The organism is Sulfitobacter pacificus (assembly GCF_030159975.1).
In the GTDB taxonomy this organism is placed as follows: Bacteria; Pseudomonadota; Alphaproteobacteria; order Rhodobacterales; family Rhodobacteraceae; genus Sulfitobacter; species Sulfitobacter pacificus.
In genome coordinates, this window is the sequence record NZ_BSNL01000001.1 from 1,109,213 (window position 1) to 1,126,728 (window position 17,516).

Consider the following 17,516-nt stretch of genomic DNA (forward strand, 5'->3'; position numbering starts at 1 on the left):
ACGGTAGGGTCGCGCGGAATTAAACTCTTTCAGGCAAATTATCTTCAAGACGGATGGGCTGATAGGAGTTGCGGTTGATGTTTGATTTTTTGCGGCGGGGCACAGCGGCGGCATCAGTGCCTGAGGTGAAGACCTCTGCGACGGGGCCTGTGGTTGCCTATCAAACCTCAGGCCGGATCGCCTGGAGCCCAAGGGATACGGTGAGCCTGACCAAACTGGGGTTTTGCGGCAATCCGGTGGGGTTTAGATCGGTCAAGCTGATTGCGGAGGCGGCGGCGGCCTTGCCATTGATCGTTCAGGATTGTGAAAGGCGCTATGACACACATCCGGTGATCTCTTTGCTGGCCATGCCGAATGGGGCACAGGGTAAGGCGGAGCTGCTGGAGGCGCTTTACGCACAATTGCTGTTGAGCGGGAACGCATATGTTGAGGCTGTGGGCGAGGGGTTGCCGCAGGAACTGCATGTGCTGCGCTCTGACCGGATGTCGGTGGTGCCGGGGGCGGATGGGTGGCCAGTGGCCTATGAATATGCGGTTGGTGGCAAGAAGCACCGGTTTGACGTGTCAGGCGCGGTGAAACCGGTCTGCCATTTGAAGAACTTCCACCCGCAGGATGATCATTACGGCTTTGCCCCGATGCAGGCGGCGGCCATGGCGATGGATGTGCATAATGCGGCCTCGCGGTGGTCCAAGGCGCTGTTGGACAATGCGGCACGGCCCTCCGGTGCGATGGTCTACAAAGGGGCCGAGGGACAGGGGCATCTGAGTACCGAGCATTACGAGCGGCTGGTGGCAGAGATGGAGAGCCATCATCAGGGTGCGCGTAATGCAGGGAGACCGATGTTGCTGGAAGGGGGGCTGGATTGGAAACCGATGGGGTTCTCGCCCTCTGATATGGAATTTCACAAGACCAAGGAAGCCGCCGCGCGGGAGATTGCGCTGGCCTATGGTGTACCGCCGATGTTGTTGGGCATTCAGGGGGATGCGACTTACGCAAATTATCAGGAAGCGCATCGGGCGTTTTACCGGTTGACGGTCTTGCCACTGGCGACCCGTGTGACGGCGACGCTGGCGTCCTGGCTGGAGGGGTTCACTGGCGAGGCGGTGGAGGTGCGGCCCGATCTGGATCAGGTGCCAGCCCTGGCCGCCGAGAGAGATGCGCAATGGGCCCGTGTGACGCAGGCGGATTTCCTGACGGAAGCGGAGAAGCGCAGCCTGTTGGGCCTGCCTGTGGTGGCGAATGATGGGTGATCTGGCGATGTATGAGCGGTTCGATTGCGCGCCGGGGTTAAAGTTGGAGGCGCATGAGCGGTTGACGGCGATCCAGCAGGAAAACCTGGCCAGACGCATGGACCGGCTGGATGAAATGATGGAACGCATGGAGCGGCGTTTGTGGCTGACCGTGTACGGGGTGGTGGCGTTGATGTTGGCGCAGGCGGTGCAGAGCGTTCTGGCGGTGACCCCGTAAGGCACTGAAATTCAAGAGGAGCTGTCATGGGATATGACGTGGGTAACTTCGGCTTTGCGCCGGAGAGCGGGAAAGATCTGTCTGTTGGCCTGCCTGTGCTGGAGCGCAAGTTCATGGCGTTTCAGGAGGTGGCCAAAGTCGATGGCGGCACTGAGATCAGTGGCTATGCCAGCCTGTTTGGCACGGTGGATCAGGGTGGTGATGTGGTTGAGCCGGGGGCCTATGGCGTGTCGCTGAAGGCCGTGGCGAGTGCCGGGCGCAGCATCAAGATGCTGTGGCAGCATGATCCGACCTTGCCGATTGGGGTTTGGGATGAGGTCCGCGAAGACGGCAAGGGATTGTTCGTCAAGGGACGCATTCTGGATTCTGTCGAGAAAGGGCGTGAGGCGGCGGCCCTGATTGCGGCGGGGGCGATTGACGGGCTGTCGATTGGGTACCGCACGGTGAAGGCGACAAAGAACACCAAGGGCCAGCGGCTCTTGTCGGAACTGGAGCTTTGGGAGGTGTCGCTGGTGACATTCCCGATGCTGCCCAGTGCGCGGGTGGCAGGCAAGGGCGATGAGATCGCTGTTGGTGACATGCTGCGTGACATGGCGGCGTCCTTTGCGGGGGCGCGCGCGGAATTGGCGCGGCAGGACCCTGCGCTGAACAGAGGCAAATTCGGGAGTGACGGATGAGCAAGACAACACGGGGGGCGCTGTCCCCGGCGGAGGAAGTACGTGCGGCGGTGACGGGATTTGTCACTGACTTCAAGGGCTTTCAGGCTGAAATTGAGACAAAACTTCAACAAACGGAAGAGCGGATGACCATGCTGGATCAAAAAATGACACTGCCTGCGCGTACACCTTTGGGCGGAGCCGCTGACACGGGCGCACCGCATCAAAAGGCGTTTAATGCTTATTTGCGCAATGGCGATGATGACGGGCTGCGCGGGCTTGAGCTGGAAGGGAAATCACTGTCGACGGCGGTAAATTCCGATGGGGGTTATCTGGTTGATCCGCAAACCAGTGCGACGGTGCAATCCGTACTGAATGCAACTGCGTCGATCCGGGCGATTGCGAGCGTCGTACAAGTTGAGGCGACGTCTTACGATGTGCTGGTGGATCACACGGAGGTGGGGGCCGGTTGGGCGACGGAAGCAGGGCCACAGGCCGAGACAGACACGCCGCAGATTGACCGGATTACCATCGGTTTGCATGAATTGAGCGCCTTGCCGAAAGCGTCACAGCGTTTGCTGGACGACAGCGCGTTTGACATTGAGGGTTGGCTTGCCGGGCGGATTGCAGACAAGTTTGCCCGTGCCGAGGCGGGTGCCTTTGTGAACGGTGACGGGATCGACAAGCCCATGGGGTTCCTGACTCATCCGGCGGTGGACAATGACGTCTGGACCTGGGGCAACCTTGGCTATGTGCCTTCTGAGGTTGACGCGGAGGTGACGGCGGAAGCGATTGTGGATCTGGTATATGCGCTGGGGGCGCAGTACCGCGCCAATGGCTCTTTTGTGATGAACTCCAAAGTGGCGGGGCTGGTGCGCAAGCTGACAGATGCGGATGGGCGGTTCCTGTGGTCGGATGGTCTGGCGGCGGGGGAGCCGGCGATGCTGATGGGCTATCCGGTGCTGGTGGCCGAGGACATGCCGGATGCGGCCAGCAACAGTTTCTCGGTTGCCTTTGGTGATTTCCGTGCTGGGTACACCGTGGCCGAACGCCCTGATCTGCGCATCCTGCGCGACCCGTTCAGTGCCAAACCGCATGTCTTGTTCTATGCGACCAAACGTGTGGGCGGTGATGTCAGCGATTTTTCGGCAATCAAGTTGATGAAACTCGGCGTGGCCTAAGGCGCACCGACAACGAACCGGGGGAACTTGGCCCCGGTTCGGGCGCGCGTCTGTGATGCTTGCTTTGCCTAGCTGCTCCCCTCTGACCGAGCAGGGCAGGTGGCCGCGCGTCCGAGTTTATCTGACCCGCGGGCCGGGGACCGAATATTGGAGAGTTCCATGATGTTGATCGAAGAAACACCCATTCCCGACGCGGATTTGCCGGTGGAGGCGTTTAAGGCACATCTGCGATTGGGCAGTGGTTTTGCTCCGGGGGATGTGCAGGACGTGGTTTTGCTGTCTTTCCTTCGGGCTGCGATTGCTGCCGTTGAGGGGCGCACGGGGAAGGTGTTGTTAAAACACGGGTTTTCGACCTCGGTTGCCAGGTGGCGCAATTGCCGGGCGCATGGACTGCCGGTCGCACCTGTTGATGCGGTGACTGCGGTGGAGCAGGTCGATGCCAGTGGCACCCGCGTCGCAGTGCCCGCCGAAAATTGGTGGCTGGAGCGGGACACCCATGCACCAAAGCTGCGGGCCACGGGGGCCAGTCTGCCCGAGGTGCCATCCGAAGGATCGGTGGTGATTTCCTTTGTTGCGGGTTTTGCTGCGGATTGGGGTGGGGTGCCAAGTGATCTGCGTCAGGCGGTTTTGATGCTGGCGGCGCATTATTACGAATACCGGCATGATACCGGGTTGAATGATGGCTGTATGCCATTTGGCGTATCGAGCTTGATCGAGCGGCATAAACACATCCGCATGGGCGCGGGAGCAGGCAGATGAATGTGCCGCGCTTGAATCAGGCGCTGGTGCTGGAAGCGCCCGAGCGGGTCGGTGACGGGGCTGGTGGTTTTGTCGAGGGGTGGATTGCGCTAGGAACCTTATGGGCCGAGATCACGGCACGTGGCGGGCGCGAGGCCACGCAGATCGGCACAGCGGTCAGCCGCACAGGGTTCAAGATCGTGGTGCGTGGCGCGCCATTTGGCACACCGGAACGCCCCAAACCGCAGCAGCGTTTCCGCCATGGCGACCGGGTTTTTGCAATTGAGGCAGTGGCGGAACGGGATCCCGAGGGGCGTTATCTGACCTGCTTTGCCGAAGAGGAGGTCGTTGTATGAGTTTTGCCATGTCAGGGCCGCTGCAACGGGCCGTTTACGATGCCCTGAGCGCGGATAGCGCCTTGAGCGGGGTTGTTGGCAGCGCGATTTATGATGCGGTGCCGACCGGGACCTTGCCGCTGATCTATGTACGTCTGGGCAGTGAAGAGGCGCGGGATGCGTCTGATTGCAGCGGTGCGGGCGCGGTGCACCGGTTCACGGTGTCGGTGATCACATCAGGCCCCGGATTCGCGCAGGCCAAGGAGGCCGCCGCTGCGATCAGCGATGTGTTGCACAATGGTGATTTGACCCTGAGCCGTGGGCGGCTGGTAAGCCTGCGCTTCGAGCGGGCGCGGGCGAGACGGGTTGAAGCGGCTGCGACGCGTCAGATTGATCTGCGCTTTGCGGCACGTGTGCAGGACGACTGAATTTTGGATTTACAGGAGATAAGCGATGGCTGTTCAGGCAGGTAAGGACCTTTTGGTCAAAGTGGATATGACGAGTGATGGTCAGTTTGAAACCATCGCAGGGCTGCGGGCCACAAGGGTGAGTTTCAACGCCGAGGCGGTGGATGTGACAACGCTGGACAGCGAGGGGGGCTGGCGCGAATTGCTGGCGGGGGCCGGTGTGCGATCAGCGGCCATCAGCGGATCGGGTGTGTTTCGTGACGCGGGGACGGATGAACGGGCGCGTCAGCTGTTCTTTGACGGGCTGACGCCGGATTTCCAGATTGTGATCCCCGCTTTTGGTGTGGTCGAGGGGCCGTTTCAGGTGACGTCGCTGGAATATGCAGGGCAGCTGAATGGTGAAGCGACCTATGAGCTGAGCCTGCAATCTGCGGGCGTTTTGATCTTTACCCCTGATTTGGCCCCGTGAGCATGGTCAACCGGTGGAGAGGGGATGTGGCCCTTGTGATCGATGGGAAACGGTGCACCGCCCGATTGAGCCTTGGGGCGCTGGCTGAGCTTGAGGAGGGGTTGGGTGAGGCCTCGCTCGTGGGGCTGGTCGAACGGTTTGAGGCAAGCCGGTTCGCCAGCCGTGATGTGATTGCCTTGCTGGGTGCGGGGCTGCGCGGTGGCGGGGCAGAGATCACGGATGCTGACCTGGCGCAGGCCAAGATCGAGGGTGGACCAATGGCGGCGGCCAAGGCGGCAGCGGAGTTGCTGGCACGGGCGTTTGTGGTGCCGCAGTGAGGCCGGCGGCCAAGGGATTGGACTGGCCGGCACTGATGCAGGTGGGGCTGCATGGATTGGGGTTGGCACCGGATATCTTCTGGGCGCTGACGCCGGTTGAGTTGCAGGTGATGCTGGGCAATTCGGCACAGCAAAAGCCGATGTTAAGCAACGGGTTGGCGGCGCTAATGGCTGCCTATCCTGACAAGGATAAGGGGCCGAATAATGGGTGATTTCGACGATCATGGCGGGCTTGAGGGTCATGCCGAGGATCTCAATGCGACATTGGCAACCACAGGTGCACTGGTGTCGGGTTTTGACAGCGAGCTGCGCCGGATGAGCGGATCGCTTGCGGCGACTGGCAAGGACATTCAGACGCTTGAGAAGGGGTTGAGCAGGGGGTTGCGGCGCGCGTTTGACGGGGTGGTTTTCGACGGCATGAAGATGTCGGATGCGTTGAAGACGGTAGCGCAGTCCTTGGCAAACACGACGTATAACGCGGCGATGAAGCCGGTGACGGATCATTTCGGCGGGCTGATCTCTCAAGGGGTTGGGGCGTTGGTGCAAGGCATTTTGCCCTTTGCCGATGGGGCGGCGTTTTCGCAGGGCAAGGTGATGCCTTTTGCGCAGGGTGGCGTGGTCAGTGGGGCCACGACATTTCCGATGCGCGGTGGCACCGGGGTGATGGGTGAGGCCGGGCCCGAGGCGATCATGCCGTTGGCCCGCGGCCCGGATGGCAAGCTGGGGGTGCGCAGTGGGGGCAGCAAGGCACCGCAGGTGGTGATGTATATCACGACGCCGGATGTGGCGGGGTTTCAACGTTCTCAAAGCCAGATCGCAGCACAGATGAGCCGGGCGTTGAGCGCAGGCAATCGGAACCGGTGAAACCGGGACACGTGTTGAAACAGGATAGATGTCAGGAGCAGGTTGATGGCTTTTCATGAGGTACAATTTCCGCCCACCTTGAGTTTCGGGTCGCTGGGTGGTCCACAGCGGCGCACGGATGTGGTGACGCTGGCCAACGGTTTTGAAGAGCGCAACACACCTTGGGCGCACTCAAGACGCAGTTATGATGCCGGGCTTGGCATGCGGTCGATTGATGATTTGCAGGTGCTGATCGGGTTTTTTGAGGCGCGCATGGGGCAGATGCATGCGTTTCGCTGGAAAGACTGGGCAGATTACAAATCGGGGCGTGCCACGCTGGACCCGGTCTTTGATGATCAGAGCATCGGTTACGGGGATGGTGAGACAAGCGCGTTCCAGATCATGAAAACCTATCGGTCGGGAGAGCATCTCTATCGGCGTCCCATCAAGAAACCTGTTGCGGGATCGGTAAAGGTCGGGGTGGAACAGGACGAGTTGCAAGAGGGTTTGGACTATGAGGTGGATGCCAATACTGGCATCATTACCTTTGCGCATCCACCTGACCCCCACATGGAAATCTATGCGGGATATGAATTTGATGTGCCCGTACGGTTTGATACGGATCGTATTCTGACCAGTGTCGAGAGCTTTCAGGCAGGACAGGTGCCGTCGGTGCCGGTGATCGAGGTGCGGATCTGATGGGCGGGCTGGATCCTGCGCTGGAGGCGCATCTTGCAGGTGGGCTGACCACGGTCTGCCATGCATGGAAAATCTCCCGCAAGGACGGGAAGGTTTTTGCCTTTACCGATCATGATTTGCCGCTGAGTTTTGATGGCTGCACATTTCGCGCGGATGCAGGGCTGTCGGCCAAGGCGATTGCCCAGACCACAGGGCTGTCGGTGGACAACACCGAAGCGATTGGGGCGTTGAGCGATGCGTCGATCCGTGAGGACGAGATTGAACAGGGTCGCTTTGACAGTGCCGAGGTGGTGGCATGGTTGGTGAACTGGGGCGACGTGGATCAACGCTGGTTGCAGTTTCGCGGTACGATTGGCGAGATGCGGCGCGTCGACGGTGCGTTTCGTGCAGAACTGCGCGGGTTGACTGAGGCGTTGAACCGGACGTTGGGTCGAGTCTATCAAAAACCTTGTACAGCCGTGTTGGGGGACAAACAGTGCCGTTTTGATCTTGGTTTACCGGGTTACACCTTGACCATAGCGGTAGATGTTGAGGAAGGCGGGCGGCGGTTCATCTGGGACGGCCTGCCGGGGTTTGACGAGCAGTTTTTCATTCGCGGGCGACTGGATGTGGTGGACGGGCCGGCACAGGGGCTGTTCGGGCTGATCAAACATGACCGGGTTAAGGGTAAGAAGCGGATCATTGATCTGTGGGAGCCGATCAAGGGGGATGTCAGCCGCGGCACACAGGTCAAGCTGATTGCCGGGTGTAACAAGCAATTCGAGACCTGTCGGTTAAAATTCAATAATGTGCTGAACTTTCAGGGCTTTCCTGATCTTCCGGGAGAGGATTGGGTGATTGCGGTGCCCAAATCCAGTGGTACCAACACAGGTGGATCCTTGCGATGAGCGGCGTGCAGATTGTCGCGGCGGCGCGTGGCTGGATCGGCACACCCTATGTGCATCAAAGCGCGACGCGGGGCGCGGGGTGCGATTGTCTGGGCTTGTTACGCGGTATCTGGCGAGAGCTGCGCGGGGAGGAGCCGGAGGTGATCCCGGCCTATTCGATGGATTGGTCCGAACCGCAAGGTGAAGAGCGCCTGTGGGCGGCGGCATCCCGGTATCTGGTGGCAAAGGATCGTAAAGAAGCGGCAGCCGGTGATGTCCTCCTGTTTCGCATGCGCGATCAGGGGGTGGCCAAACATCTGGGTGTGCAGGGACGCATTGGTGAGCAGGCGAGCTTTATCCACGCCTATACCGGACATGGTGTGGTCGAGAGCCCGCTGAGTGCACCCTGGCGGCGGCGCATTGTGGCAAGATTTGAATTTCCCAAGGAGGGCAGCTGATGGCTACGGTCCTATTTTCGGTCGCGGGTGCGGCCATTGGCGGCTCTGTCGGGGGAACCCTTGCGGGGTTGTCGTCGGTTGCGATTGGGCGCGCGGTTGGTGCAACACTGGGGCGGGTTATCGATCAGCGTCTGTTGGGGCAGGGCGGTCAGGCGATCGAGACCGGCAAGGTGGATCGCTTCAGGATCACCAGTGCGGGTGAGGGTGATCCGATTGCGCAGGTTTACGGGCGGATGCGGTTGGGGGGACATGTGATCTGGGCCTCCGACTTTCTAGAGACTACCCAGACCACAGGCGGCGGTAAGGGGAGTCGTTCGCGGCCGACCACGACCGAATACAGTTATACCGTCAGCGTCGCGATTGCGCTGTGTGAGGGGGAAGTAACGCGGGTCGGGCGGGTCTGGGCGGACGGCGAAGAGGTTGCGCGTGATGATCTGAACATGCGGGTTTACAGCGGGTCGCAGGATCAATTGCCTGATCCGGTGATCGAGGCGATAGAGGGCGCAGGCAAGGTGCCAGCCTATCGCGGCACAGCCTATGTTGTTCTGGAGAACCTTGGCCTGGCTCCCTTTGGCAACCGGATCCCGCAGTTTTCATTCGAGGTGCTACGCCCTGAGCAATCATATGCGCCGGGATGGGAATATACGCCAGCGTTTGGGATAGAAGGGGCCGCTCTGATCCCCGGAACGGGAGAATATGCGCTCGCGACCACAGCGGTTAACATTGCGGCCGAGACTGGGGTGTTCAGAAGCGCAAATGTATCCACCCCCGCTGGAAAACCGGATTTCTCGGTTGCGAGAGAAGCGATGAACGAGGAATTGCCCAACCTCAAGGCAGTTTCTTTGGTTGTGTCCTGGTTCGGCGATGACCTGCGCTGCGGTAGTTGTACCATCCGCCCTAAGGTCGAAAACACCTATCAGGAGGCAGATAACATGCCTTGGGTGTCTTCGGGTCTTGAACGCGAGAATGCGCAGGTGATTGTGCAGGATGACGCCGAACGACCGATCTATGGCGGCACCCCGACGGATGCCTCTGTGATTGAAGCGATCCAGTCTTTGAAAGCGGCGGGCAACGAGGTGATGTTTTACCCGTTTATCCTGATGGATCAATATGTCGATAACGGCCTGCCGGACCCCTATAGCGATGCGGAAAATCAACCCAACCTGCCATGGCGCGGCAGGATCACCCTGTCGAAAGCGCCGGGTCAGCCGGGCAGCCCGGATGGAACAGCCTTGGCAAATGAACAGGTCGCGGCGTTTTTTGGCACGTCGACTGCGGCCAGTTTTGATGTGGTGGAGGGGCAGGTTGTCTATCTCGACACGGAGGGATCGGAAGAAGGAGAAGAAGGGGAAGGTGAGGGCGAAGCCGATCAGGATAATCCGGCGGATTGGTCTTTTTCCCGTTTCATCCTGCATAATGCAATGTTGTGTTCCCTTGCCGGTGGGGTTGAGGCGTTTTGTATCGGATCGGAGATGCGGGGGCTGACCCAGATCCGCGGAACGGGAGGCGCATTTGTTGCGGTACAGCACCTTATAGCGCTGGCCGCTGAAGTGCGCAGTATTCTGGGACCGGAAACCAAGCTCAGCTATGCGGCTGATTGGTCAGAGTATTTCGGATATCAGCCACAGGATGGCAGCGGGGATCGGTATTTTCACCTTGATCCGCTGTGGGCTGATCCGAATATCGATTTTATTGGTATCGACAATTACATGCCACTGGCCGATTGGCGCGATACGCCCGGACATTTGGACGGGCAAAAATGGGATGCGATCTATAACCTCGACTACCTCAAGAGCAATATTGAGGGGGGAGAGGGATATGATTGGTATTACCATTCTGTCGAGGCACGGGAGGCGCAAATCCGCACAGAGATTACAGACGGGGCGCATCTGGAACCTTGGGTGTATCGCTACAAGGACATTCGGGGGTGGTGGGAAAATTTTCATCACGAGCGGATCAACGGCGTGCGTCAAGCAGCCCCGACTGCATGGGAACCCATGTCCAAGCCGATCTGGTTTACCGAATATGGTTGCGCGGCCATAAACAAAGGGGCCAATCAACCGAACAAGTTTCTGGATCGTAAAAGCTCGGAAAGCAAACTGCCCTATTATTCAACCGGTGCGCGGGACGAGTTGATGCAGATGCAATATTTGCGGGCCATGGTTTCTTATTGGGATGACCCCGCACATAATCCGATGTCCACCGAATATGAGGGCCGGATGCTGGACATGAGGCGCGCCTATGTCTGGGCCTTTGACACACGACCCTATCCGTTTTTCCCCAACAACGTTGAGAAATGGAGCGACGGAGAGAATTACACCCGCGGTCATTGGATCAACGGGCGCACGGCGGGGCGGTCGCTGGCATCGGTTGTTCACGAGATTTGCCGGCGCGCTGGGCTGGAGGCATTCAGTACCGAAGGGCTCTATGGCTATGTGCGGGGCTATGCTGTTGAACAGGTGACAGATGCGCGGTCGGCGCTGCAGCCTTTGATGATCCGCTACGGGTTTGATGCGATTGAACGCCACGGGATTCTGCAGTTTCGGATGCGGGACGGGTTGGAGCCGGTAAAGCTAGACCCTGAGCGGTTGGCGATGAGTGATGAGCTGGATGGCACAGCAGAGCAGGTGCGTGAAGCAGAGGCCGAGGTTTCCGGCCGGATGCGGGTGCGGTTTGTGCAGGCGGACGCGGATTTCGAAGTGAACGCCGAAGAGGCGGTGCTGGCGGATGAAGCGACCCATGCGGTTGCGGGGTCCGAGGTTAACATGGCACTCACACGTGGTGAGGGCCGACAAATTGCGGAGCGCTGGCTGACCGAGGCGCGGGTTTCGCGAGATCGTCTGCGTCTTGCCTTGCCGCCTTCGCAACTGGCGCTTGGTGCCGGGGATGTGGTGGAGCTACCGGGGGATAAGGAGGAGCGTCCCGCCCTCTACCGCATTGACCGGGTTGAACAATCTGATGTTCACCTGATCGAGGGGGTGCGTATTGAACCGCAGGTCTATGATGTCGCTGACATTTTTGACAACGTGGTCAAGGCCCGCCAGTTTGTGGCTCCGACGCCTGTGGTTTCGCATTTTCTGGACATCCCGCTGCTGCGCGGGGATGAGGTGCCGCATGCTCCGCATATTGCCGCAACCGCACAGCCCTGGCCGGGGCCGGTTGCATTGTATCAATCCAGCACCGACGCAAACTACCAGATCAACAAGATCATCGGCGCGCGTTCGACCATCGGGGTGACCCGGACGGTGATGCAATACTCCAGCCCGGGCGTAATTGACCGCGGAGAGGTGCTGGAGGTTGAATTGATCAGCGGGGAATTGTCATCCGTTGATGAGGATGCGCTGTTGGCGGGTGCGAATATGGCCGCGATTGGTGATGGCAGCTCCGATCAATGGGAGATTTTCCAGTTTGCACAGGCAGAGCTGGTTGGTCCACGCACCTATTGGCTGAAGACGCGGTTGCGGGGACAGGCGGGATCGGATGGGTTGATGCCGGGGAATTGGCCGGTGGGATCGAGATTTGTCCTATTGAACGGTATTCCGGATCAGATCGAGCTAAGCCCGAACCTGCGCCGGGTGGCCCAGAATTTCCGGATCGGGCCCGCCAAGCGCAGCATCGACGACCCCGCTTATGGTCATCTGGTGCAGGCATTTGACGGCAATGGAATGCGTCCCTACAGCCCGTGCCATCTGCGCGGTGTGAGACAGCCGGGCGGGGATTACGTGTTGAGTTGGATCCGTCGGACACGGATCAACGGGGACGGCTGGGAAGTCCCGGAAGTGCCGCTGGGTGAGGAAAGCGAAAGCTATCTCGTGCGGATCGGACAGGGATCATCGGTGCTGCGCGAAACGCAGGTTGGGGTGGCGCAATGGGATTATACCGCAGCCATGCGGGCGGCTGATGGGGTGGTTGGACCGTTTGATTTTGCCGTGGCGCAGGTATCTGCGGGCTATGGCACCGGGTTATTCGCTCAGGTGCAGCTGGGCTGATGCGCAGCTTACGGTATAGCGATGTTTCGGCGGCGGCGCGTGTTCTGCTGGTCACGCCACCGGCCTTTCGGGCGCAGGTTTGTCTGGGGATGATCCGGGAAGCCGAAAATGCTGACAGGTTCGCAAAACGACTGGGCAAGCTGCACCCGAAATGGGGCAATGGCACCTTGCTGGCAACAGCGCGGCGCCGACGATTGGGCCGTGAGCCGAGTTTTAGTGATCCTGAGTATTGTGCCTGTTTCCAGCAGGTATTGGCCACGCTACACGGTCCTTTGTCCAGTGTCGGATGTAAGAACAACTGACACATCAACATCAGAAATGTGGTGCATCACAGGTTTGCGTTTTGAAACCCTCAGACGAATGGGCTAAAGAGAGGCAAGCAAAAAGGATGTGACCGATGCCAGAACCAGAAAGAAATGTCACCGCGCTGGATCCGGTTTGGGACCAGATCACCCGCGAGGCCCAGCAGGCGGTTCATGACGAGCCGCTGATCGGCGGGTTTGTTCACGCCTGTATCCTGCATCACAAATCCATCGAAAAAGCCCTGTCTTATCGTATCGCGGCAAAACTGGCATCAAACGAGATGTCGATGGTGGTTGTGCGCGAGATGGTGGAAGAGGCATTTGCCGAAGATCCTGAATTGGTCGAATCCGCCCGCGCGGATCTGATGGCGATTTACGAACGTGACCCGGCCTGCCACCGTCTGGTTCAGCCGATCCTTTACTTCAAAGGATATCAAGCGGTTCAGGCCTATCGCGTGGGTCATCACCTTTGGGCCAAGGGGCGCGAAGATCTGGCCTATTTTGTGCAGATGCGGGTCAGCGAGATTTTTGGCGTGGACATCCACCCGGGCGCGCGGATCGGCAAAGGCATCATGATTGATCACGCGCATTCGGTGGTAATCGGTGAGACCGCAGTGGTCGGTGACAATGTATCGATGCTGCATTCCGTAACCCTTGGTGGTACCGGCAAGGAAGAGGAAGACCGCCATCCCAAGATTGGTGATGGGGTGTTGATCGGGGCGGGTGCCAAGGTCCTTGGCAACATCAAGGTTGGCCATTGCAGCCGCATCGCCGCTGGTTCGGTTGTTTTGGAAGAGGTGCCGCCGTGCAAGACCGTGGCCGGGATACCGGCGCGGATCGTGGGTGAAGCGGGCTGCGACCAGCCGTCGATTTCGATGAACCATATGTTTGGTCCTAAAGAAAAGTAACATATTTATCAGTTAAACGGAAAAAGGCCGGGGCATACTCCCCGGCCTTTTTTGCATTGGTGTTTTTATGTTGTGACGCCGGCGGGCGCTAGGCCAGCATCGTCATTGGTGCTTCAAGGTTGTCCTTGATCGCATTCAGCAGATTTGCCCCCAAAGCGCCGTCAATCACCCGGTGGTCCACTGAGAGGGTGACAGACATGACCGTTGCAATTGCCATTTCGCCATCTGCCCCAACAACCGGTTTCTTGGTACCAGCCCCAACGGCCAGAATGGCACCGTGCGGCGGGTTAATCACCGCATCGAAATTGTCGATGCCGAACATACCGAGATTGGAAATTGCAAAGCTGCCGCCCTGATATTCATGAGGGGCAAGCTTGCGATCACGGGCCCGGGTAGCAAGATCTTTCATCTCAGCCGAAAGTGCCGAAAGGCTTTTCATTTCAGCGTCTTGCAAGACCGGTGTGAACAATCCACCTTCGATGGCCACCGCAACGGCGACGTCCGATGGTTTGAGTTTCAACACCCGGTCACCGGCCCAGACAGCATTGGCTTCCGGCACTTGTTGCAAAGCCAAAGCGCAGGCTTTGATGATGAAATCATTCACCGAAAGTTTCACGCCGCGCGGTTCAAGTTGTTTGTTCAGCTGGCCGCGAAACGCCATGAGATTATCAAGCTGAATGTCACGACGCAGATAGAAATGCGGCACGGTTTGTTTGGCTTCGGTCAGGCGGGCGGCGATGGTTTTGCGCATACCGTCCAGTTTGACTTCCTCGAATTCACGGCCTTCATACATCTTGAGGATCGTGTCGGTGGCAGGGCCAGCAGCCATCGCAGGGCTTGCGGGTGCTGCGGCGGCAGGTGCCGCTGCTGCTGCCTTTGGTGCATCCGATTTCGACAGCCCTTCAACATCTGCTTTGATGATCCGTCCACGCGGGCCGGAGCCCTTGATGTCATTCAGATCAAGGCCCTTGTCGGCAGCAATGCGGCGTGCGAGCGGAGAGGCGAATACCCGGCTGCCATCCGAGGCAACCGGTGCTGCGGGGGCGGGTTTGCTCGCTTCAGCAGGGGCTGCATTTTCTGTTGCTGGTTCACCCTTGCTTTCGGGTTTGGGCGCAGCAGCAGGTGTGGAGGTCTCACCGATATCATCCGCGCTTTCGCCATCTTCCAGCAATATGGCGATAACGGCATTGACCTTTACCCCTTCGGTGCCTTCGGCAATCAGGATCTTGCCAATCACCCCTTCGTCAATCGCCTCGAATTCCATCGTGGCCTTGTCGGTCTCGATCTCGGCCATGACATCGCCGGAGGAAACGGTGTCCCCTTCTTTAACCACCCATTTGGCAAGCGTGCCTTCTTCCATTGTGGGGGACAGTGCGGGCATGAGAATTTCTATAGGCATCGTGTCCGCTCCTTATTTATAGGTTACTTTTTTGACCGCTTCGATGACCTCGTCGGTGGTCAGCAAGGCATGTTTTTCAAGGTTCGCTGCATAGGGCATCGGCACATCCTTTCCGGTACAATTGATGACCGGCGCGTCGAGGTAATCAAACGCCTCCTGCATCACGACCGAAGAGATATAATTACCGACAGAGCCTTGTGGCCAGCCTTCTTCAACCGTCACCAGACGGTTGGTTTTCATCACTGATTTCAGGATCGCGCCAGTGTCCATCGGGCGCAGGGTACGCAGGTCGATGACCTCTGCGTTGATCCCGTCTTCGGCCAGTTTATCCGCCGCTTCCAGAGCATAGCTCATGCCGATGCCAAAGCTGACGATGGTGACATCATCGCCCTCGCGCCAGATCCGGGCCTTGCCGAAGGGAACGGTGTAATCGTCCAGTTCAGGCACATCAAAACTGCGCCCATAGAGGATTTCATTTTCAAGGAAAATCACCGGGTTCGGGTCACGGATCGCCGTCTTCATCAGACCCTTATAGTCTGACGCGGAATAGGGCATCGCAACCTTGAGGCCGGGAATCTGCATATACCATGCGGCATAGTCCTGGCTGTGCTGGGCGCCTACACGGGCGGCGGCACCATTGGGACCACGGAAGACCATCGGTGCCCCCATCTGACCGCCAGACATATAAAGCGTCTTGGCCGCAGAGTTGATGATATGGTCGATCGCCTGCATCGCGAAGTTGAAGGTCATGAATTCAACAATCGGGCGCAGACCGCCAAAGGCTGCACCGACACCGATCCCGGCAAAACCATGTTCGGTGATGGGCGTGTCGATGACCCTCTTGGGGCCGAACTCGTCCAGCATCCCCTGGGAGATTTTATAGGCCCCCTGATATTCGGCAACCTCCTCGCCCATGAGGAAAACGCTTTCGTCACGGCGCATTTCTTCGGCCATGCCGTCACGCAAGGCTTCGCGCACGGTTTGCTGTTTCAATGTGGTGCCTTCCGGCCAATCAGGCGATGTGTCGACCTGTGGTTCCGGGTGGCTCATCCCGGCGGCAGGGGCATCCTCGGAGGATTGCGCTTTTTCCGCAGGGGCGGGGGCACTGGCCTTTTCCGGTTTGGCCGTGTCGATGTCATCGGTGCTTTCGCCGTCTTCCAGCAGAATGGCGATGGCGGTGTTCACTTTCACCCCTTCGGTGCCTTCTGCGATCAGGATCTTGCCAATCACCCCTTCATCGACGGCTTCGAATTCCATCGTGGCCTTGTCGGTTTCAATCTCTGCCATGATGTCACCAGAGGAGACAGTGTCACCCTCTTTGACCAGCCATTTGGCCAGGGTGCCTTCTTCCATAGTCGGGCTCAGGGCGGGCATCAGAATTTCAGTAGCCATTACACAGCCTCCTGCGGGACTTCGGTTGCATAGATATCGGTCCAAAGCTCATCCAGATGCGGCTCCGGGCTTTCCTTGGCGAAATCGGCGCTTTCGTTGACGATCTTTTTGATGTCCTTGTCGATGGCTTTCAGGTCATCTTCGGTGGCATGTTTGCCGGTCAGCAGCAGGCTGCGTACCGCTTCGATCGGATCGCGTTCATCGCGCATCTTCTGTACTTCTTCGCGGGTGCGGTACTTCGCCGGGTCAGACATCGAATGGCCGCGATAGCGGTAGGTTTTGATTTCCAGAATATAGGGCCCCTTGCCGGACCGGCAGTGCGCCACGGCGGTCTCACCTGCGGCCTTCACCGCCAGCACATCCATGCCATCCACCGCTTCACCCGGAATGCCAAAGGCCTTGCCACGTTCCCAGATCTCGGCAGAGGAGGTCGAACGCTGTTGCGAGGTGCCCATGGCGTATTGGTTGTTTTCAATCACGAAGATGCAGGGCAATCCCCAAAGTGCGGCCATGTTGAAAGTTTCGTAAACCTGCCCCTGGTTCGCAGCCCCATCGCCGAAATAGGTGAAGGTCACGCGCCCATTATCCTTGTACTTATCCGCAAAGGCCAGCCCGGCACCCAGAGGCACCTGCGCAGCCACAATGCCATGGCCGCCGTAAAAGTGCTTCTCCTTGCTGAACATATGCATGGAGCCGCCCTTGCCCTTTGAGTATCCCCCCTCGCGGCCGGTCAGCTCTGCCATCACACCGTTCGGGTCCATGCCGCACGCCAGCATGTGACCGTGGTCGCGATAAGAGGTGATGCGCTTGTCGCCTTCTTCGGCGGCTGCCTCTAGCCCGACAACAACGGCTTCCTGACCGATATAAAGATGGCAAAACCCGCCAATCAGTCCCATGCCATAAAGCTGGCCGGCTTTTTCCTCGAACCTTCGGATCAGTAACATATCCTTGTAAAAGGCCTTGAGTTCGTCAGCAGAGACATTTGGCTTCTTGGTGGTTTTCTTTGCCGCCATGGGGCGTATCCTCCCGAAATACAGGTGTATTCACTAAAATAGTTTAGCGTTAAACTATATCCTATCGGATTCGTACA

At 58.7% G+C, this 17,516-nt stretch carries 20 protein-coding genes; 17 read left to right on the forward strand and 3 right to left on the reverse strand.

The annotated features are described in order from the left end of the window. Positions 1-74 precede the first annotated feature (74 nt). The 17 genes from QQL78_RS05615 (at position 75) to cysE (ending at position 13,635) form a co-directional block, all read left to right on the forward strand. Positions 75-1,250 carry a phage portal protein gene (locus QQL78_RS05615; protein WP_284371447.1) on the forward strand — a complete coding sequence of 392 codons (1,176 nt, stop codon included), beginning with the start codon at positions 75-77 and terminating at the stop codon, positions 1,248-1,250. Beyond that, the gene (locus QQL78_RS05620; RefSeq protein WP_284371449.1) at positions 1,243-1,467 is read left to right on the forward strand and encodes a GTA head formation protein, RCAP_rcc01685 family; all 225 of its coding nucleotides are present in this window, start codon (positions 1,243-1,245) and stop codon (positions 1,465-1,467) included. Before QQL78_RS05615 ends, QQL78_RS05620 begins: the two co-directional genes overlap by 8 nt. A 113-nt stretch (positions 1,468-1,580) precedes the next feature. Beyond that, the gene (locus tag QQL78_RS05625; RefSeq protein ID WP_284375462.1) at positions 1,581-2,144 is read left to right on the forward strand and encodes an HK97 family phage prohead protease; all 564 of its coding nucleotides are present in this window, start codon (positions 1,581-1,583) and stop codon (positions 2,142-2,144) included. Next, positions 2,141-3,304 (forward strand): phage major capsid protein, encoded by a 1,164-nt coding sequence (locus tag QQL78_RS05630; protein ID WP_284371451.1) that lies wholly within the window; start codon positions 2,141-2,143, stop codon positions 3,302-3,304. Before QQL78_RS05625 ends, QQL78_RS05630 begins: the two co-directional genes overlap by 4 nt. Before the next feature lie 159 nt (positions 3,305-3,463). Beyond that, complete coding sequence (locus tag QQL78_RS05635; RefSeq protein WP_284371453.1) at positions 3,464-4,063, forward strand: head-tail connector protein; 600 nt, start codon at positions 3,464-3,466, stop codon at positions 4,061-4,063. Beyond that, the gene (locus QQL78_RS05640) at positions 4,060-4,398 is read left to right on the forward strand and encodes a head-tail adaptor protein (protein ID WP_284371455.1); all 339 of its coding nucleotides are present in this window, start codon (positions 4,060-4,062) and stop codon (positions 4,396-4,398) included. The genes QQL78_RS05635 and QQL78_RS05640 overlap by 4 nt, the downstream gene beginning before the upstream one ends. Further along, positions 4,395-4,805 (forward strand): DUF3168 domain-containing protein, encoded by a 411-nt coding sequence (locus tag QQL78_RS05645; RefSeq protein ID WP_284371457.1) that lies wholly within the window; start codon positions 4,395-4,397, stop codon positions 4,803-4,805. The genes QQL78_RS05640 and QQL78_RS05645 overlap by 4 nt, the downstream gene beginning before the upstream one ends. 25 nt (positions 4,806-4,830) lie before the next feature. Further along, positions 4,831-5,253, forward strand: coding sequence for a phage major tail protein, TP901-1 family (locus tag QQL78_RS05650; RefSeq protein WP_284371459.1), 423 nt, complete (start codon positions 4,831-4,833; stop codon positions 5,251-5,253). Between the two features lie 2 nt (positions 5,254-5,255). Next, positions 5,256-5,570 (forward strand): gene transfer agent family protein, encoded by a 315-nt coding sequence (locus QQL78_RS05655; RefSeq protein ID WP_284375464.1) that lies wholly within the window; start codon positions 5,256-5,258, stop codon positions 5,568-5,570. A 17-nt stretch (positions 5,571-5,587) separates the two neighbouring features. After that, positions 5,588-5,782: a rcc01693 family protein gene (locus QQL78_RS05660; RefSeq protein ID WP_284371461.1), complete on the forward strand. Its 195-nt coding sequence runs from the start codon at positions 5,588-5,590 to the stop codon at positions 5,780-5,782. Beyond that, on the forward strand, positions 5,775-6,434 hold the full coding sequence (locus QQL78_RS05665; protein WP_284371463.1) for a phage tail tape measure protein: 660 nt from the start codon (positions 5,775-5,777) through the stop codon (positions 6,432-6,434). The genes QQL78_RS05660 and QQL78_RS05665 overlap by 8 nt, the downstream gene beginning before the upstream one ends. A 45-nt stretch (positions 6,435-6,479) precedes the next feature. After that, entirely contained in the window at positions 6,480-7,112 is a 633-nt protein-coding gene (locus QQL78_RS05670) for a DUF2460 domain-containing protein (protein ID WP_284371465.1), read from the forward strand. After that, positions 7,112-7,999: a DUF2163 domain-containing protein gene (locus QQL78_RS05675; RefSeq protein WP_284371467.1), complete on the forward strand. Its 888-nt coding sequence runs from the start codon at positions 7,112-7,114 to the stop codon at positions 7,997-7,999. The genes QQL78_RS05670 and QQL78_RS05675 overlap by 1 nt, the downstream gene beginning before the upstream one ends. Continuing rightward, positions 7,996-8,436, forward strand: coding sequence for an NlpC/P60 family protein (locus tag QQL78_RS05680; RefSeq protein WP_284371469.1), 441 nt, complete (start codon positions 7,996-7,998; stop codon positions 8,434-8,436). The genes QQL78_RS05675 and QQL78_RS05680 overlap by 4 nt, the downstream gene beginning before the upstream one ends. After that, positions 8,436-12,425: a baseplate multidomain protein megatron gene (locus tag QQL78_RS05685; protein WP_284371471.1), complete on the forward strand. Its 3,990-nt coding sequence runs from the start codon at positions 8,436-8,438 to the stop codon at positions 12,423-12,425. The genes QQL78_RS05680 and QQL78_RS05685 overlap by 1 nt, the downstream gene beginning before the upstream one ends. After that, the gene (locus tag QQL78_RS05690) at positions 12,425-12,727 is read left to right on the forward strand and encodes a DUF7742 family protein (protein ID WP_284371473.1); all 303 of its coding nucleotides are present in this window, start codon (positions 12,425-12,427) and stop codon (positions 12,725-12,727) included. Before QQL78_RS05685 ends, QQL78_RS05690 begins: the two co-directional genes overlap by 1 nt. A 95-nt stretch (positions 12,728-12,822) precedes the next feature. Then, the gene (gene cysE, locus QQL78_RS05695) at positions 12,823-13,635 is read left to right on the forward strand and encodes a serine O-acetyltransferase (RefSeq protein ID WP_284371475.1); all 813 of its coding nucleotides are present in this window, start codon (positions 12,823-12,825) and stop codon (positions 13,633-13,635) included. A gap of 88 nt (positions 13,636-13,723) precedes the next feature. Here the strand turns inward: cysE and QQL78_RS05700 are convergent, their stop codons facing one another. From QQL78_RS05700 to pdhA, 3 genes are read right to left on the reverse strand one after another with little or no spacing between them, the layout of a single operon-like run. After that, positions 13,724-15,034 carry a pyruvate dehydrogenase complex dihydrolipoamide acetyltransferase gene (locus tag QQL78_RS05700; RefSeq protein ID WP_284371477.1) on the reverse strand — a complete coding sequence of 437 codons (1,311 nt, stop codon included), beginning with the start codon at positions 15,032-15,034 and terminating at the stop codon, positions 13,724-13,726. Positions 15,035-15,046: 12 nt separating this feature from the next. Then, the gene (locus QQL78_RS05705) at positions 15,047-16,426 is read right to left on the reverse strand and encodes a pyruvate dehydrogenase complex E1 component subunit beta (protein WP_284371479.1); all 1,380 of its coding nucleotides are present in this window, start codon (positions 16,424-16,426) and stop codon (positions 15,047-15,049) included. Next, complete coding sequence (gene pdhA, locus QQL78_RS05710) at positions 16,426-17,439, reverse strand: pyruvate dehydrogenase (acetyl-transferring) E1 component subunit alpha (protein WP_284371481.1); 1,014 nt, start codon at positions 17,437-17,439, stop codon at positions 16,426-16,428. The genes QQL78_RS05705 and pdhA overlap by 1 nt, the downstream gene beginning before the upstream one ends. Positions 17,440-17,516 lie beyond the last annotated feature (77 nt).

Coding starts and splice junctions, on each gene's coding strand:
- QQL78_RS05685 (WP_284371471.1), top strand. CDS start 8,436: ATGGCTACGGTCCTATTTTCGGTCGCGGGTGCGGCCATTGGCGGCTCT.
- QQL78_RS05665 (WP_284371463.1), top strand. CDS start 5,775: ATGGGTGATTTCGACGATCATGGCGGGCTTGAGGGTCATGCCGAGGAT.
- QQL78_RS05630 (WP_284371451.1), top strand. CDS start 2,141: ATGAGCAAGACAACACGGGGGGCGCTGTCCCCGGCGGAGGAAGTACGT.
- QQL78_RS05640 (WP_284371455.1), top strand. CDS start 4,060: ATGAATGTGCCGCGCTTGAATCAGGCGCTGGTGCTGGAAGCGCCCGAG.
- pdhA (WP_284371481.1), bottom strand. CDS start 17,439: ATGGCGGCAAAGAAAACCACCAAGAAGCCAAATGTCTCTGCTGACGAA.
- QQL78_RS05700 (WP_284371477.1), bottom strand. CDS start 15,034: ATGCCTATAGAAATTCTCATGCCCGCACTGTCCCCCACAATGGAAGAA.
- QQL78_RS05620 (WP_284371449.1), top strand. CDS start 1,243: ATGGGTGATCTGGCGATGTATGAGCGGTTCGATTGCGCGCCGGGGTTA.
- QQL78_RS05655 (WP_284375464.1), top strand. CDS start 5,256: ATGGTCAACCGGTGGAGAGGGGATGTGGCCCTTGTGATCGATGGGAAA.
- QQL78_RS05675 (WP_284371467.1), top strand. CDS start 7,112: ATGGGCGGGCTGGATCCTGCGCTGGAGGCGCATCTTGCAGGTGGGCTG.
- QQL78_RS05625 (WP_284375462.1), top strand. CDS start 1,581: ATGGCGTTTCAGGAGGTGGCCAAAGTCGATGGCGGCACTGAGATCAGT.
- QQL78_RS05690 (WP_284371473.1), top strand. CDS start 12,425: ATGCGCAGCTTACGGTATAGCGATGTTTCGGCGGCGGCGCGTGTTCTG.
- QQL78_RS05650 (WP_284371459.1), top strand. CDS start 4,831: ATGGCTGTTCAGGCAGGTAAGGACCTTTTGGTCAAAGTGGATATGACG.
- QQL78_RS05705 (WP_284371479.1), bottom strand. CDS start 16,426: ATGGCTACTGAAATTCTGATGCCCGCCCTGAGCCCGACTATGGAAGAA.
- QQL78_RS05635 (WP_284371453.1), top strand. CDS start 3,464: ATGATGTTGATCGAAGAAACACCCATTCCCGACGCGGATTTGCCGGTG.
- cysE (WP_284371475.1), top strand. CDS start 12,823: ATGCCAGAACCAGAAAGAAATGTCACCGCGCTGGATCCGGTTTGGGAC.
- QQL78_RS05670 (WP_284371465.1), top strand. CDS start 6,480: ATGGCTTTTCATGAGGTACAATTTCCGCCCACCTTGAGTTTCGGGTCG.
- QQL78_RS05680 (WP_284371469.1), top strand. CDS start 7,996: ATGAGCGGCGTGCAGATTGTCGCGGCGGCGCGTGGCTGGATCGGCACA.
- QQL78_RS05645 (WP_284371457.1), top strand. CDS start 4,395: ATGAGTTTTGCCATGTCAGGGCCGCTGCAACGGGCCGTTTACGATGCC.